At 72.0% G+C, this 15,344-nt stretch carries 13 protein-coding genes; 9 read left to right on the top strand and 4 right to left on the bottom strand.

Going from position 1 to position 15,344, the window contains the following annotated elements:
• Nucleotides 1-113: 113 nt before the first annotated feature.
• Nucleotides 114-2,048 carry an AMP-dependent synthetase/ligase gene (locus tag ACF061_RS08765; protein ID WP_392266190.1) on the top strand — a complete coding sequence of 645 codons (1,935 nt, stop codon included), beginning with the start codon at nucleotides 114-116 and terminating at the stop codon, nucleotides 2,046-2,048.
• A gap of 443 nt (nucleotides 2,049-2,491) precedes the next feature.
• On the opposite strand, the gene ACF061_RS08760 is transcribed toward ACF061_RS08765, so the two are convergent.
• The gene (locus tag ACF061_RS08760; RefSeq protein ID WP_004984723.1) at nucleotides 2,492-2,695 is read right to left on the bottom strand and encodes a cold-shock protein; all 204 of its coding nucleotides are present in this window, start codon (nucleotides 2,693-2,695) and stop codon (nucleotides 2,492-2,494) included.
• 373 nt (nucleotides 2,696-3,068) lie between these two features.
• Between ACF061_RS08760 and ACF061_RS08755 the strand changes: the two genes are divergently transcribed.
• The 3 genes from ACF061_RS08755 (at nucleotide 3,069) to ACF061_RS08745 (ending at nucleotide 5,998) form a co-directional block, all read left to right on the top strand.
• Complete coding sequence (locus ACF061_RS08755; protein ID WP_392266074.1) at nucleotides 3,069-3,917, top strand: menaquinone biosynthetic enzyme MqnA/MqnD family protein; 849 nt, start codon at nucleotides 3,069-3,071, stop codon at nucleotides 3,915-3,917.
• A 253-nt stretch (nucleotides 3,918-4,170) separates the two neighbouring features.
• Nucleotides 4,171-5,385, top strand: coding sequence for a cyclic dehypoxanthinyl futalosine synthase (mqnC, locus tag ACF061_RS08750; protein WP_392266073.1), 1,215 nt, complete (start codon nucleotides 4,171-4,173; stop codon nucleotides 5,383-5,385).
• Nucleotides 5,386-5,392: 7 nt separating this feature from the next.
• Nucleotides 5,393-5,998 carry a hypothetical protein gene (locus ACF061_RS08745; protein WP_392266072.1) on the top strand — a complete coding sequence of 202 codons (606 nt, stop codon included), beginning with the start codon at nucleotides 5,393-5,395 and terminating at the stop codon, nucleotides 5,996-5,998.
• Between the two features lie 12 nt (nucleotides 5,999-6,010).
• On the opposite strand, the gene ACF061_RS08740 is transcribed toward ACF061_RS08745, so the two are convergent.
• The gene (locus ACF061_RS08740) at nucleotides 6,011-7,048 is read right to left on the bottom strand and encodes a chitinase (RefSeq protein ID WP_392266071.1); all 1,038 of its coding nucleotides are present in this window, start codon (nucleotides 7,046-7,048) and stop codon (nucleotides 6,011-6,013) included.
• Between the two features lie 307 nt (nucleotides 7,049-7,355).
• Between ACF061_RS08740 and ACF061_RS08735 the strand changes: the two genes are divergently transcribed.
• From ACF061_RS08735 to ACF061_RS08720, 4 genes are read left to right on the top strand one after another with little or no spacing between them, the layout of a single operon-like run.
• Entirely contained in the window at nucleotides 7,356-7,793 is a 438-nt protein-coding gene (locus tag ACF061_RS08735) for a hypothetical protein (protein WP_392266070.1), read from the top strand.
• Between the two features lie 18 nt (nucleotides 7,794-7,811).
• Nucleotides 7,812-10,061, top strand: coding sequence for a bifunctional polysaccharide deacetylase/glycosyltransferase family 2 protein (locus ACF061_RS08730; RefSeq protein WP_392266069.1), 2,250 nt, complete (start codon nucleotides 7,812-7,814; stop codon nucleotides 10,059-10,061).
• A complete protein-coding gene (locus ACF061_RS08725) occupies nucleotides 10,061-11,200 on the top strand; it encodes an acyltransferase (RefSeq protein ID WP_392266068.1) in 1,140 nt (379 codons plus the stop codon). Before ACF061_RS08730 ends, ACF061_RS08725 begins: the two co-directional genes overlap by 1 nt.
• A gap of 30 nt (nucleotides 11,201-11,230) precedes the next feature.
• On the top strand, nucleotides 11,231-11,926 hold the full coding sequence (locus ACF061_RS08720) for a demethylmenaquinone methyltransferase (RefSeq protein ID WP_392266067.1): 696 nt from the start codon (nucleotides 11,231-11,233) through the stop codon (nucleotides 11,924-11,926).
• Here the strand turns inward: ACF061_RS08720 and ACF061_RS08715 are convergent.
• Nucleotides 11,913-12,221 (bottom strand): PASTA domain-containing protein, encoded by a 309-nt coding sequence (locus ACF061_RS08715; RefSeq protein ID WP_392266066.1) that lies wholly within the window; start codon nucleotides 12,219-12,221, stop codon nucleotides 11,913-11,915. The two genes, ACF061_RS08720 and ACF061_RS08715, sit on opposite strands and share 14 nt — an antisense overlap.
• Nucleotides 12,222-12,525: 304 nt before the next feature.
• Between ACF061_RS08715 and ACF061_RS08710 the strand changes: the two genes are divergently transcribed.
• Complete coding sequence (locus ACF061_RS08710) at nucleotides 12,526-13,830, top strand: geranylgeranyl reductase family protein (RefSeq protein WP_392266065.1); 1,305 nt, start codon at nucleotides 12,526-12,528, stop codon at nucleotides 13,828-13,830.
• 262 nt (nucleotides 13,831-14,092) lie between these two features.
• Here ACF061_RS08710 and ACF061_RS08705 read toward each other — a convergent pair whose 3' ends face one another.
• Nucleotides 14,093-14,956, bottom strand: coding sequence for a C40 family peptidase (locus tag ACF061_RS08705; protein ID WP_392266064.1), 864 nt, complete (start codon nucleotides 14,954-14,956; stop codon nucleotides 14,093-14,095).
• Between the last annotated feature and the right edge of the window lie 388 nt (nucleotides 14,957-15,344).

Genomic DNA, 15,344 nt, shown 5'->3' with positions numbered 1-15,344 from the left:
AACGACCCGGTACGCACCGCGCGTACCCCATGCGGCGGAGCAGTGCGCAGTGCGCGACTGGCCTGCCGCAGGCCTCAGGAGCTGCCATGCCCATCTCTTACTCGTCCTCGCCGATGCCGCCCTCCTCCGCCGTGCCGCCGTTCACCGAGGAGGGGCTCCTCGACCCCGACGCCGGCCCGGTGCTCGCCGAACCGGAGATCCGGCGGCTGGACGGTGAGGTGCGGGAGGCGTACACGCCCCCGCTGGTGGCCCGGGTGACCCACGGCTCGCTGGCCGACCTGCCGTTCGAGAACGCGCAGGCCGACCCCGGACTCCGCGTGCTGAGCCGCCGGGGCGCGGACGGCCGGTGGACGGACGTCACGGCCGAGCTCTTCGCCCGGCAGGTGCTGGCCCTGGCGAAGGGCCTGATCGCGGAGGGACTGGTCCCGGGCGACCGGATCGCGGTCATGGCGCGCACACGGTACGAGTGGACGCTGCTCGACTTCGCCGCCTGGGCGGCGGGCCTGGTCACGGTCCCCGTCTACCCCACGTCCTCCCTCTTCCAGACCCGCTGGATCCTCCAGGACTCCGGCGCGGTCGCCCTGGTGACCGAGACGGCCGGGCAGGCGGCGGCCCTCGGTCCGGAGCGCGACCGCCTGCTGGGCCTGCGCCACATGTGGGTGCTGGACAGCGGACACCTGGACCGCCTGGCGGAGCGGGGCGCGACGGTCCCGGACCAGGAGGTCGACGTGCGCCGGGGCGTCCTGGGCCCCGACACCCTGGCCACCCTGGTCTACACGTCGGGCACCACCGGCCGTCCGAAGGGCTGCGCGCTGACCCACGGCAACTTCCTGGCCGAGGTCGACAACGCGATCGAACTCCTCGCCCCGGTCTTCAAGGGCAAGGGGAGCGATGAGTCCGCCACGCTCCTCTTCCTGCCCCTGTCGCACGTCTTCGGCCGCATGGTGGCGATCGCCTGTGTCCGCGCCGGGGTACGGCTGGGCCACGCGCCCAGCCTGAACGCGCAGGACCTGCTGGCCGACCTGGCGAGCTTCCGGCCGACGTTCCTGCTGGCCATCCCGTACATGCTGGAGAAGATCTACAACAACGCGCGGGCGACGGCCGAGCGCGGCGGCCGGGCCGCCGTCTTCGACCGCGCGGCCTCGGTGGCCCGCCGCTACGGCGAGGCGGTGGAGGCCGGACAGCGCGGCTCCGGGCCCGGCCCCGGCCGTTCGCTGAGGACGGCGCGCGCCTTCTACGACCCCCTCGTCTACCGCCGCATCCGCAACGCCCTCGGCGGCCGGCTGTGCCACGTCATCTCCGGCGGCTCCCCGCTGGGCCGCCGCCTGGCCGCCTTCTACGCCGGTGCCGGCATCGAGATCTACGAGGGCTACGGGCTGACCGAGTCCACCGGCGCGGCGACGGTGACGCCCCCGCACCGGCCCCGGCTGGGGACGGTGGGCCGACCGCTGCCGGGCACCCGGGTGCGGATCGCCGCCGACGGCGAGGTGCTGCTGAGCGGTGGTCAGGTGTTCCGCGGGTACTGGGACCCGCATGCCGGCGGAGTGGTCCCGGCGACCCACGAGGGCTGGTTCCCGACCGGGGACATCGGGCGCCTCGACGACGAGGGCTACCTGACGATCACCGGCCGGAAGAAGGAGATCCTGATCACCGCGGGCGGCAAGAAAGTAGCCCCCGCCCCCCTGGAGGACTGGCTCCGCTCGCACCCCCTGATCTCCCAGTGCATGGTGCTGGGCGACGGCCGCCCCTACGTCACCGCCCTGATCACCCTGGACGCGGACGGCATCACCCACTGGCGCCGGATGAACGGCAGACATCCGGTGCCCCTGGAACTGCTGACCGACGACCCCGAGCTGGCGGCCGTCCTGCAACGGGCGGTGGACGAGGCGAACAAGCTGGTCTCGCGCCCCGAGTCGATCCGCCGTTTCGCCGTCCTCCCGGTGGACTTCACCGAGCGGGCGGGGCATCTGACCCCGTCGATGAAGCTGCGCCGGGCGGCGGTGCTGCGGGACTTCGCGCGGGAGGTGGAGGCGCTGTACGCGCGGTGAGCGCGGGCGGCGGCGGCGGCGGGCATCGCGGGGCCGGCGGCGGTGAGCATCGCGCGGCCGGCCCCGCCGCGGGTTTTCCGGGGAAGCGCTCCGCGCGGTCGCCCGGCGACGGCCTTGCGGAAGGCGCGGGCGGTCGCCGGGAAATCGGTGTCCATGTCCGTCATGGGGTGGGTTCCGGCGAAACCGCCGACGGCCGGGCCGTCCTTTCGCGGACAGCCGGACACCTGGGGCGGGGATACCCGGACGCACGGCCGTGCGGACGCGCCGCTGCCCTCATGCGCGGATGGCCGGGCACCCCGGTGAAAGAGTTCGTCGAGAATTCACCCATTCATCCGACGGCCGGGACCGGAAACCGGCCGGCCGGAAAAGGCAGGAGCCCCGTCGCCGGACGGCGCGGGGCTCCTTGGGTACTGCAATCAGATCGGTTACTGCGCGCGGGACGCTCAGACCGGGGTGACGTTCTCCGCCTGCGGGCCCTTCGGGCCCTGGGTGACGTCGAAGGACACCTGCTGGTTCTCTTCGAGGGAGCGGAAACCGGTCGCGTTGATCGCGGAGTAGTGGACGAAGACGTCGGGGCCTCCGCCTTCCTGGGCAATGAAGCCAAAGCCCTTTTCGGCGTTGAACCACTTCACGGTTCCGGTAGCCATAAGCCCTCCTTGGGCTCAAAGGGTCGCCCTGCTCCAGAACCTGCAAGTGTGATAACGAGATCGCCGCACAACTGCATACGTCTGAAAACGACCAGAGCCCGCGGTTACATGCTCCGCAGGCTCTGTACTGCAAGGGAAACCAAAACTGCAACTTGCTCGTGAGCCTAGCATGCGGGCACCGGAAAGCAATAGAGGTCAAGATCACTTCACCCGGATGTTTGAAGGCTCTGGTGAGAGCTTGACGTAGAGCGTTCGTCAGAAGTCGACCGGCGGGGCGGCCGAGCGGGTGAGGGACGAGAGCGACAGGGGTGAGGAGGGGGGCGGCCGCGGGGGTGGCGGGGGGAGTCCTCCGGCCGGGGTCTAGTCTCGCGATGTGGACAATTCTCGCACCCGGCCGCGCGTCGGCCACATCCAGTTCCTCAACTGCCTGCCCCTGTACTGGGGGCTCGCGAGAACCGGCACGCTCCTCAACCTCGAGCTCACCAAGGACACCCCGGAAAAGCTCAGCGAACAGCTCGTGCGGGGTGACCTCGACATCGGGCCGATCACCCTCGTCGAGTTCCTCAAGAACGCGGACGATCTGGTCGCCTTCCCCGACATCGCCGTGGGCTGCGACGGCCCGGTCATGTCGTGCGTGATCGTCTCGCAGGTCCCGCTGGACCGGCTCGACGGGGCCCGGGTGGCCCTCGGGTCGACCTCCCGCACCTCCGTCCGCCTCGCCCAGCTGCTGCTCGCCGAGCGGTACGGGGTGAACCCGGACTACTACACCTGCCCACCGGACCTGAGCCTGATGATGCAGGAGGCGGACGCCGCGGTCCTCATCGGGGACGCGGCCCTGCGCGCCAACCTGCACGACGGCCCGCGCTACGGCCTCGACGTCCACGACCTGGGCGCCCTGTGGAAGGAGTGGACGGGCCTGCCGTTCGTCTTCGCGGTCTGGGCGGCCCGCCGCGACTACGCGGAGCGGGAACCGCTCATCACCGGCAGGGTGCACGAGGCGTTCCTGGCCTCCCGCGACCTGTCCCTGGAGGAGGTCGGCAAGGTCGCCGAGCAGGCGGCCCGCTGGGAGGCGTTCGACGAGCGGGTCCTGGAGAAGTACTTCACCACCCTCGACTTCAGCTTCGGCGCCCCGCAGCTCGCGGCGGTCGCGGAGTTCGCCCGGCGGGTCGGCCCGACGACCGGCTTCCCGGCGGACGTGCGGGTCGAACTGCTCCAGCCCTGACGCCGCGCGCGACGGCCGCCCTCCGGCGCCGCCCTGCCGGGGAGGCCCGAGGACGGCGCGGGGGCAAGGGAGGGACGGCACGCGGCCGTTCACGCGTGACGAGCCCACCGCCGTGCGGCCGGTCCGGGGCCCCGCGGCACGGGCCGGGCCCCGGACCGGCCGGGGCGCGGCCTGGCGTCGGCCCGGCGAAGGCGCTGGCGTAGGCTGGTTCGGTCCGTCCACGACCTTTACGAACCTTGCGAAGGGGACGCCGGTGACCGAGAAGGCCGACCTCACGTCTGTTGATGTCACAGCCGTCCTCGACCGTGCCGCCGCGGGCGGGCGGATCACCCCCGAGGAGGCGCTCGACCTCTACCGCCACGCGCCGCTGCACGCGCTGGGCGCCGCCGCGGACGCCGTGCGCCGCCGGCTGTACGCGGGCACCGAGCACATCGCGACGTACATCATCGAGCGCAACATCAACTACACCAACGTCTGCGTCACGGCCTGCCGGTTCTGCGCCTTCTACGCCGCCCCCAAGGACACCGACAAGGGGTGGACGCGCGACCTGGACGACATCCTGCGCCGCTGCGCCGAGACCGTCGAGCTCGGCGGCACGCAGATCATGTTCCAGGGCGGGCACCATCCGGACTACGGCGTGGAGTACTACGAGAAGCACTTCGCGGCCATCAAGAAGGAGTTCCCGCAGCTCGTCATCCACAGCCTGGGGGCGAGCGAGGTCGAGCACATGGCCCGGATCAGCGGTGTCACGGTCGAGGAGGCCATCACCCGCATCCACGAGGCCGGTCTCGACTCCTTCGCCGGCGCCGGCGCCGAACTCCTGCCCGAGCGCCCGCGCAAGGCCATCGCCCCGCTGAAGGAGTCCGGCGAGCGCTGGCTGGAGATCATGGAGACCGCGCACCGGCTGGGCGTGGAGTCCACCTCCACCATGCTGATGGGCACCGGCGAGACCAACGCCGAGCGCATCGAGCACCTGCGGATGATCCGGGACGTCCAGGACCGCACCGGCGGCTTCCGCGCCTTCATCCCGTACACCTACCAGCCGGAGAACAACCACCTGAAGGGCCGGACCCAGGCCACCCTGTTCGAGTACCTGCGGATGATCGCCATCGCCCGCCTGTTCCTCGACAACGTGCGGCACATCCAGGGCTCCTGGCTGACCACCGGCAAGGACGTCGGCCAGCTGACCCTGCACTACGGCGCCGACGACCTGGGCTCGATCATGCTGGAGGAGAACGTCGTCTCCTCCGCCGGGGCCAAGCACCGCTCCAACCGGATGGAGATCATCGAGCTCATCCGGAGGGCGGGCCGCGTACCGGCCCAGCGCTCGACGACGTACGAACACCTCGTCGTCCACGACGACCCGGCGAACGACCCGGTCGACGACCGCGTGATGTCCCACATCTCGTCGACGGCCATCGCGGGCGGCACGGCCCACCCCGAGCTGAAACTGCTGGCGTCCAACTGAGCGCGCCTTGCTGACGATCCACGCCGACTCCAGGGGGCACGCCCTCGCCGTCGAGGGGGAGCTGATCGCGGCCGCGGGGCCCGTGGCGGAGCTGACCGCGGCGCATCCGCGGGCGCGCGTGCGCACCTGGCCGGGCATCCTCGGCCCCGGCTTCGTCAACCTCCACGGCACGGAGCTGCTGGAGGAGGCGTACCACCCGGACCCCCGGGAGGCCGACGACCTCGGCACCGAACCGCTGACCGGCGCCGCGCTCGCCGCGCTCGCGCCCGACGACGTCCGCTGGGGCGCGAGCGCACGCCGCGGTGCGCAGCGGATGCTGGCGCACGGCACGGTCGCGGCGGCCTGCGAACCGCTGCGCAACCGTGCGGTGCGGGACGCGGTACGGCGTACCGGCCTGCTGGTCGTGGACCGGCCGGGGCGCCCCGGAGGCGTCCCCTCACTCGACCCGCTCGCTTCCGGCCTGCCGCCCCGGACCGCGCCCGCGCCCGGCCGTGGCTCCGCCGCCCGGTTCGCGGTGTTCGACGTCCGCGACGAGGCGGAACTGGCCGAGCGGGGAGCGGGGACGTGCGTGGCGACGGTGGTGGCGGGCCGCCTGGTGTTCAGACGCCGCTGAACCCGCGCCGGTTCACCCCGAGAACGCCCGCCCGAACGCCCCCGGGCTCTGCTCCACCCCGCTGCAGTCGGTCGCCGCGTCGCTCCCGGACGACCCGCCCCGCGCGCACCGCCGGTCGCGGAAGGCGGACCACATCGACACCCAGGCGATCTCCTTCTCCCGCGCGAACGCCCTTACCCGCGCCGCGTTGAGGAGCGTGAACGTCTCACCGGAGACGTCGTTGACGCCGATCATCGAGGTGAGCGCCATGCCCCGCCAGGCCGCCGCGTCCGAGAGCCCGAAGACCTTCTTCAGCTGGGCGTGCGCGGCCGTCGCGGCGGTGACGGCGTAGTCGCCCATGTCGCCGGTGTACGACTCGCCGTAGTTCATGGTCATGAGGTTCACGGTGGAGACCTGGACGTCGTACTCGTTCGCCGACGCCAGCAGCGCCAGGCCGTCGGAGTCCAGTCCGGCGGGCATCACGGGCACCGTGAAGGAGACCTCCAGGTCCGGCCGTTCCCGCTGCAACCGCGCGATCGCCCGGGACCGCAGCGCCACGGAGGCGGAGTCGCCCAGTCGGCCGCCCTCGATGTCGAAGTCCGCCTGGGCGGAGCCGGCCGCGTCCAGGGCCCGTTCGTACGCCTGCGCGAGCGCGGACACGCTGCCGCAGACCGCCGCCAGCTCCTTGCCGGAGGCCCCGCCGAAGGAGACGCGCACCGTGGCGCCGGACTTCTTCAGCGCCGCGATCCGGGACTTCACCGCGGTGTCGCCGATGGCGTGGTCGCCGTTCCACTTCGGCACGCAGCCGCTGCCGTCGGAGATGACGAAGGCGAGGTTGTACGTCGTCGGGGAGCCCGCGGAGTCGGTGCCGGACGCCGTCGTGGCGCTGACGTAGGGGGCGTACGAGGTGGTCGTGCCCGCCGCCGCGGAGGGCGGGGCGCCGGCCGCGGCGGACGTCCGGGGAGCGGTGGGCGCCGCGGCCGAGGCGTCGCCGGAAGCCGAGGAGCAGCCCGTGAGGGCCAGGGCGGACAGGCAGACGAGCCCGGCCGCCGGCTTCCGGAGACTCCTCATCGCGCATGCACCAGCTCTCGTGATTTCCGCCCCGGAATCGGGACGTGACAGGCTTTCGGACTGGAAACGTCTCACATTCGGCCGGGATCCGGAGAGTGATGAACGGCACGGACCATACTTGGACGAAGTCGCTCCAGTAGGGCCAACAAGTCGACCGGAAAGGGCGGTTAAGGGTTTTCTCCGTCGCCCGGTCGACGTCCTGATTCGCTGATTCTCTTGGCAAAGGGACAGGTTTCCCCGGTTTTCATGGTCGGCTCACAAGAAACCCGGAGCCGGAGGCACAAAAAGCCTCCCTAACATCCGGGGAATGCATTCCGAGCCTGCCCATCCCGTCCTGGAGAGCCGTGCCGCCGCCCGGCGCGGGCACCGTCGCGAACGCGGCGGCCGACCCGCCGAGGGGCCCGTCTTCGTCGACGTCTCCGGACGCCGGTCGAAGGTGCTGCGCCGGGTCGGTCTCCTCGTCGGCTTCGTCTGCCTGGCGTACACGGCCGTGCTCGGCGCGGCCTTCATGGGATGGGGGACCTCGCTGAACCCGTCCTCGCTGCTGCCCTTCGGCGGCGACCGGAACGGCGCGGGCGACCCCGGCGGCTTCCGGCCGCGCGACGGTGCCGTCCGGCCCGCGGCGCCGTCCGGCGCCACGCCGTCGGCCGCGGCCACCGGGTCCGCGCCGGCGCCGCCCGCGGGCGCCGCCGCCTCCCCCTCGTCCACTCCCGCCTCCGCGTCCGCCGTCGCGGTCGCCGACTGACCGGAACCCAGCCTGCTCATGACCACGACGACGCCCTCCCGCGGCCGCCGGCGCGCTCCCACCCGCATCGAACGGGCGGCGGGCAGGGCCGCGGCCCTGCAGAAACCGCGAGTCGTCCTCGCCCTGCTCCTGCTGCTGGCACTGACCTGCGTGATGCTGCTCGACGGCTATCTGCGCGCCGAGGTCGGCGGTGACGAACGGGTCCGCACCGAAGCCTCCTCCAGCCAGGTGCCGGAGCGCGTCCTCGACGGCGGTCCGATCCTCACCTTCCAGGGCGGGCGGGCCACCACGGTCTCCGTGCCGGACCGGACGATCGCGCTCACCTTCGACGACGGCCCGAACCCCACCTGGACGCCCCAGGTCCTGCGGATCCTCCGCAAGTACGACGTGCCCGGCACGTTCTTCCTGGTCGGCTCGATGGTCTCGCGCTATCCGGACCTCGTGCGGACGATGGTCGAGCAGGGAAACGAGGTCGGCGTCCACACCTTCACGCACGTCGACCTGTCGTACCAGAGCGATTCCCGGATCAGACGCGAGATCGAGCAGACCCAGCTCGCGCTCGCCGGTGCGGCGGGCATCACCACCACGCTGTTCCGGGCGCCGTACTCCTCGGAGACGGACGCCATCGACGACTACAGCTGGCCCGTCTACCAGAAGCTGGGCGAGGACGGTTACACCAGCGTCTTCGTCGACACCGACAGCGACGACTGGAAGCGGCCGGGCGTGTCGAAGATCGTCCGGTGGGCGACGCCGAAGGGGACCGAGGGCGCCTCGGTGCTCTTCCACGACGCCGGCGGCGAGCGGTCGCAGACGATCCAGGCGCTGCCGCGGTACATCGAGAAGATGCGGGCGAAGGGCTACACCTTCACCACCATCAGCGGGGTCATGGAGAAGCAGGACAAGCGGGCCGGCACGGCGTCCGGAGTCCGGAGTGCCCCCGCCGCCGTCACCGGCACCACCGCCGCCTCGCGCCTCCAGGCCGCCCATCACAAGGCCACCGGCACCACCCTGTACGAGGGCAAGGCGCTCGTCCTCGCCGTCGCCGTGGCCGAGTGGACGGTGCCCGCCCTCTCGGTGGGGCTGGCCGTCGTGGGCGTCGCGGTCCTGGGCCGCTTCGGCATGATGCTGCTCCTGGCCAGACGCCACCACCGGCGGCGCAACGAACGCCGCTTCGGCTGGGGGCCGCCGGTCACCCGTCCGGTGAGCGTGATCGTCCCGGCGTACAACGAGAAGGAGTGCATCGCCAACACCCTCGGCTCGCTGGCGCGGAGCACCCATCCGATCGAGATCGTCGTCGTCGACGACGGCTCGACCGACGGCACCGCCGAGATCGCCGAGTCCCTGGGCCTGCCGAACCTGCGCGTCGTCCGGCAGGAGAACGCGGGCAAGCCGGCCGCGCTCAACAACGGCGTGCGACACGCCCGTCACGACATCGTCGTGATGATGGACGGCGACACCGTCTTCGAGCCGGACACCGTGCGGCAGCTCGTCCAGCCCTTCGCCGACCCGGAGGTCGGCGCGGTCGCCGGAAACGCCAAGGTCGGCAACCGCGGCACGGTCATCGGCGCCTGGCAGCACATCGAGTACGTGATGGGCTTCAACCTCGACCGCCGCATGTACGACCTGCTGCGCTGCATGCCGACGATCCCCGGCGCGATCGGCGCGTTCCGGCGGGAGGCGGTGCTCCAGGCGGGCGGCATGAGCGAGGACACCCTCGCGGAGGACACCGACATCACCATCGCCATGCACCGGGCGGGCTGGCGGGTCGTGTACCAGGAGCACGCGCGCGCGTGGACGGAGGCGCCCGGCTCGCTGGGGCAGCTCTGGTCCCAGCGCTACCGCTGGTCCTACGGCACCATGCAGGCGCTGTGGAAGCACCGGAAGTCCCTCACCGACCGGGGGCCCTCGGGCCGCTTCGGGCGGGTCGGCATGCCGCTGGTGGTGCTCTTCCAGGTCGTCGCCCCGCTCTTCGCCCCGCTCATCGACGTCTTCACCGCCTACTCGATGGTCTTCGTCGACTTCCGGGCGGCGCTGCTGGCCTGGCTCGCGGTGCTGGGTGTGCAGCTCACCTGTGCGGCGTACGCCTTCCGGCTGGACCGCGAGAAGTACCGGTACCTGCTGATGATGCCGCTCCAGCAGCTCGCGTACCGCCAGATGATGTACCTCGTCCTCATCCACTCCTGTGTCACCGCCCTCACCGGCGGCCGGCTGCGCTGGCAGAAGCTGAAGCGCACGGGCGAGGTCGCGACCCCGGCGGGGGCGAGCTGATGGGCGCGCACCGCGCAGGGGCCGTCCGGCCCGCCGGCCCGGCCGGGCCCACGAGCGGGGACGCCCTCCCGGACCCGGACCGGCCCGGGGCGCCGGGGCCGCGTCCCGCCGGGCGGGACCGCTACTTCGACGCCCTCCGCGCGGCCGCCCTGGTCCGTGTCGTCGCCTACCACACCTTCGGCTGGGCCTGGGCCGGGCTGGTCTTCCCCTCCATGGGCGTCATGTTCGCCCTGGCCGGCACGCTGATGGCCAAGTCCCTGGAGCGGCCCGCGCCGCAGGTGGTGCGCGGCCGGCTGCGCCGGCTGCTGCCGCCGTTCTGGTTCTGGGGAGTCTTCGTGGTGGCGGCGATGCTGGTCCACGGCTGGGTGCCGGGCCGGCGGATCGTCTACTGGGTGGTGCCGCTCGGCGACCCGCCCGGCGACGCGTGGGGCGAGCAGGCCTGGGAGATCCTCTGGTACCTGCGGACCTACCTGTGGTTCGTCCTGCTCTCCCCGCCGCTGCTGCGCCTCTTCCGGCTCGCCCCGGTGCCGGTGCTGCTGCTGTCCCTCGCGCCGGTCCTGGTGCTGAACTTCCTCTGGGCCGGTCCGGACAACCGCTTCGGCAGCGCCCTGTGGGACCTGTCGACGTACCTCTTCTGCTGGATCCTCGGCTTCGCGCACCGCGACGGAGTGCTGCGGCGGACGCGGCCGGCCGTGGTGGTCGCCGCGTCGCTCGCCGCGCTGGGCTACGGCGGCTGGTACGCGTTCGCGCACCGGGCCGGGGCGGGCACCTACGACCTGGACGAGATCCCGCTCGCGCAGGCGTTCTGGTCGGCGGGCTTCGTCACGCTGCTGATGTGGGCCAAGGCACGCTTCCGGATCGACTTCGCCCGGCTCGCCCGGTTCCGGCGGCTGGACCGGGTCGTCACCGTCTTCAACGCGCGCGCCGTGACCGTCTACCTCTGGCACGAGATCGCGCTGGTCCTGGCCGTCCCGCTGATCGACCGGCTCTGGGACGTGCCCGCCTTCGAGAAGTACCTGCCGCTGGACAGCCAGTGGTTCCTGTTCGGCGTCGGCTGGGTCCTGATCCTGGTGTTCGTGCTGCTGTGCGGGTGGGTGGAGGACGTGGCGGCGCGGAAGAAGCCGAGGCTGCTTCCGTGACGCCGCACCCCCGCCTGCCACAATGGCCCGGTGACCCGCGCATCCCTGGAGAAGCAGCCGCACGAAGTCGCCTCGATGTTCGACGGCGTGGCGGAACGGTACGACCTGACCAACGACATCCTGTCCCTGGGACAGGACCGGCGGTGGCGCAAGGAGGTCGCCAGAGCGGTCGACGCCCGGCCGGCGCAGAAGGTCCTCGACCTGGCCGCGGGCACGGCCACCTCGTCCCTGCCCTTCACCCGCGCCGGAGCCTACGTCGTCCCCTGCGACTTCTCCCTCGGGATGCTCCGGGTCGGCAAGCGGCAGCACGCCTGGCTGCCCTTCACGGCCGGCGACGCGACCCGGCTGCCGTTCCGGGACGACTCCTTCGACGCGGTCACCATCTCCTTCGGGCTGCGCAACGTACGGGACTTCGACGCGGCCCTGCGCGAGATGCACCGGGTGACCCGGCCCGGCGGACGGGTGGTGATCTGCGAGTTCTCGCACCCGACGTGGGCGCCGTTGCGCACCGTCTACACCGAGTACCTGATGCGCGCCCTGCCGTCCGTGGCCCGGGCGGTGTCCTCCAACCCCGACGCGTACGTGTACCTCGCCGAGTCCATCCGCGCCTGGCCCGACCAGGCGGCCCTGGCCGAACGGCTGCGCGGGGCGGGCTGGTCGAAGGTGGCCTGGCGCAACCTCAGCGGCGGGATCGTGGCCCTGCACCGCGGCTTCAAGCAGGGCTGACCGCGTACGGGTCGCCCGGTTCGTCGAGTTCGCGCCGCGCGCCGCCGGCGGGCGGCCCCGGCACCCGCGGCTCACGGACGCCTCCGCCGCCCTCGCCCGGCCCGAAGCCGAACCACACGTACACCATCGACTCCCGCGGCACCTCGGCTCCGGGCCGCGGGTACTGCCGCACCACGTGGTCGACGGCGGCGGAGTGGAGGTCCGGGCGGTCCGGGGCGCTGAGGAGCAGGCCCCGCGCCCGGGCGGTCTCCCGCGCGTCCACGGCCATCAGTCCGACCAGCCGCGGCACGCGCACTCGAGGTCTTCTGGGTGTCGGGTACACGGACGTCACCCCCAGCGGTACCGGGAAGGGTAACCGGCCGGAGGGCCCTTCCGGAAGCGTCAGATGTCTTTCCGTGACATCCGGCTACCCAAAGTGGTCGCTCCGGGCCCTCGCGGACCGGGTCCGCCGCCGCGGTCCCGCAGCGATCCCGCCTCGGCCGCGCCGGGACTCAAGGTGCGCGGTCCGGCCCTTCGGCCGGGTGATCAGGCCCGCTGAATAGACTGACCGTGTCCAGTGCCGGTCGGCACGCACTTTTGAACCTTGGGGAGATCCCGCCGTGACCGTCGTGACTGAGCCCCTCTCCGAGTCCTTTACCGGGAACACCGCCGATGTGATCGTCGTGGGCGCGGGGCCGGCCGGTTCCACCACCGCGTACCACCTCGCCCGGGCCGGTCTCGACGTACTCCTGCTGGAGAAGACCGAGTTCCCCCGCGAGAAGGTCTGCGGCGACGGCCTCACCCCGCGTGCCGTCAAGCAGCTCGTCGCGATGGGCATCGACATCTCGGAAGAGGCGGGCTGGCTGCGCAACAAGGGGCTCCGCATCATCGGCGGCGGCGTCCGGCTCCAGCTCGACTGGCCCGAACTCGCCTCCTTCCCCGACTACGGACTCGTCCGCAAGCGCGACGACTTCGACGAGCAGCTCGCCCGGCAGGCGCAGAAGGCGGGCGCGCGGTTGTACGAGCGCTGCAACGTGAGCGCACCCCTCGTCGACGACCGCACCGGCCGCATCACCGGGGTCAAGGCGAAGCTGGGCGAGGAGAAGCGCGAGGTCACCTTCCACGCGCCGCTCGTCGTCGCCGCCGACGGCAACTCCACCCGGCTGTCCCTGGCGATGGGCCTGCACCGCCGCGAGGACCGCCCGATGGGCGTCGCGGTGCGCACGTACTTCAACTCGCCGCGGCACGACGACGACTACCTGGAGTCCTGGCTGGAGCTGTGGGACCGGCGCGGCGCCCAGGACCGCCTCCTCCCCGGCTACGGCTGGATCTTCGGCATGGGCGACGGCACCTCCAACGTGGGCCTCGGCGTGCTCAACACCTCGGCCTCCTTCAAGGAGCTGGACTGGCGCGAGATCCTCAAGGCATGGTGCGCGTCGATGCCGGAGGACTGGGGCTACACCCCGGACAACATGACCGGCCCGATCCGCGGCGCCGCCCTGCCCATGGCCTTCAACCGCCAGCCCCACTACACGCGCGGGCTGCTGCTCGTCGGCGACGCCGGCGGCCTGGTGAACCCCTTCAACGGCGAGGGCATCGCCTACGCCATGGAGTCCGGCCAGCTCGCCGCCGACATCATCGTCCAGGCCCACCGGCGCGCCACGCCCGCCCAGCGCGAACTCGCCCTCCAGCGCTACCCGCGCGTCCTGAAGGACACCTACGGCGGCTACTACACGCTGGGCCGCGCCTTCGTGAAGCTCATCGGCAACCCGAAGGTCATGCAGATCGCCGCCCAGCGCGGGCTGACCCACCCGGTGCTGATGAAATTCACCCTCAAGCTGCTCGCCAACCTCACCGACCCGACGGGCGGCGACGCGATGGACCGCATCATCAACGGCCTGAGCAAGGTGGCGCCCAAGGCGTGAGCGCCGCCGGGGCACGACTGCGGGGCCGGTTCGGGAACGAGCCGGCCCCGCGGTCGTACCCGGGGCCCGGTGTCCGCGCCGGCGCGGGCCGGCCCCGGCCCTGAGCGGGTCTCGCCCCCTGCGGACGGACCCCGTTCGGTTCCGGGCCTGACCGGTGGCGCCGTCCGGGCGGGCCGGGTGGGACGGGCCGACCGGGAACGCCGGAAGGGCCGCTGCCCCGAGAGGCTGCGGCCCTTCACCCCGTACGGCTCTGTGCGGCGCCTCAGAGCACCCGCACCGCGCCGGTCGGCGGGTCGTACGACAGCGGCCTCTCCACGACGCCGGACGAGGGGTTCTGCGCGCCGACGAACATGCCGTCACCGACGTACACCGCCACGTGGTACGCGCTGCCCGCGCCGCCCCAGTAGAGGATGTCACCCGGCTGGAGGTTGGACAGCGACACCTGGGTGCCGGCCGTCGACTGGTCCTGGGAGACGCGCGGCAGGGAGACGCCCACCTGCTTGAAGGCGGTCTGCACCAGGCCGGAGCAGTCGTACGAGGACGGGCCCGTGGCGCCGGGAACGTAAGCCTTGCCGACCTGCGACTTGACGAAGGAGATGACCGCGGCGGCCGAACCGGTCGCCGTGGAGCCGCTGGTGACGGTGGTGTCACTGGAGCTGGAGCCGGTCGAGGTGCTGGTGCTGGTGCCGGTGCCGGTGCCGCTCGTGGAGACGGCGAGCGTGGTGCGCTGGGTGGTGCGCGAGGCCCGCTCCGCGGCGGCCTTGCGAGCGGCGGCCTCGGCGGCCTTCTTCTCGGCCTCGGCCTTCTTCTTCGCCTCGGCCAGGTCGGACTTGGCCTGCTTCGCGGCCTTCACGGAGGCCGCGTCACGCTCGGCCTGGAGCTGGTAGTTCGCGGCGGCCTGCTGCGTGGCGTCCGCGGACTGGGCGACCTGGGCGGCCAGGTCTGCGGTGAGCGTGGGCAGTTCGAGCGTCTGGGTCACCGGCTCGGCGGCGTTCGCCGACGAGGCCGAGGCGCCGGCCACTGCCAGGGTGCCGAGGACGCCACCGGCAACTCCGGCCCGCATCGCGATTTTGGACGCGCTACGGCGGGGCTTCCGGTGGCTGCGTATGTGAGCGGTGTGGGACATGAGAACAACGGGTACCAGGGGCTCCTTCATATCTTCAAGAAACGTGTCCTGCGCCACATTTGCCCGACGGGGTGTCCGAACCCCGGGCGTGTCGCTCTTTATTGACGCCGTAACGGACATTCGGGGCACTGATGATCATGCCTGTGATCATGGTCTTTCGTTGTTTAGTCCGAATTGCCCCACGCCTACCATTGGTTGAGACCGTTGGCCAAGCCCGGTTCTCAGGGTCCTCTCATGGATGTGGCGGAGGTCACGGAACGGTCACCGTGCCGCCATGCGTCCGCGCGACGCGCCCGCCCGCCGCCGGATGGACCGCCTTGTCCGTTTCATAAGCCGAAAGCACGTTTGCCCCACCAGTCCCACCGTTAACAGCTCCTGAAGCGGCCTC

The sequence above is a fragment of the Streptomyces sp. NPDC015220 genome (assembly GCF_043079345.1).
In the GTDB taxonomy this organism is placed as follows: domain Bacteria; phylum Actinomycetota; class Actinomycetes; order Streptomycetales; family Streptomycetaceae; genus Streptomyces.
This window is presented reverse-complemented; position numbering and strand designations above follow the sequence as displayed.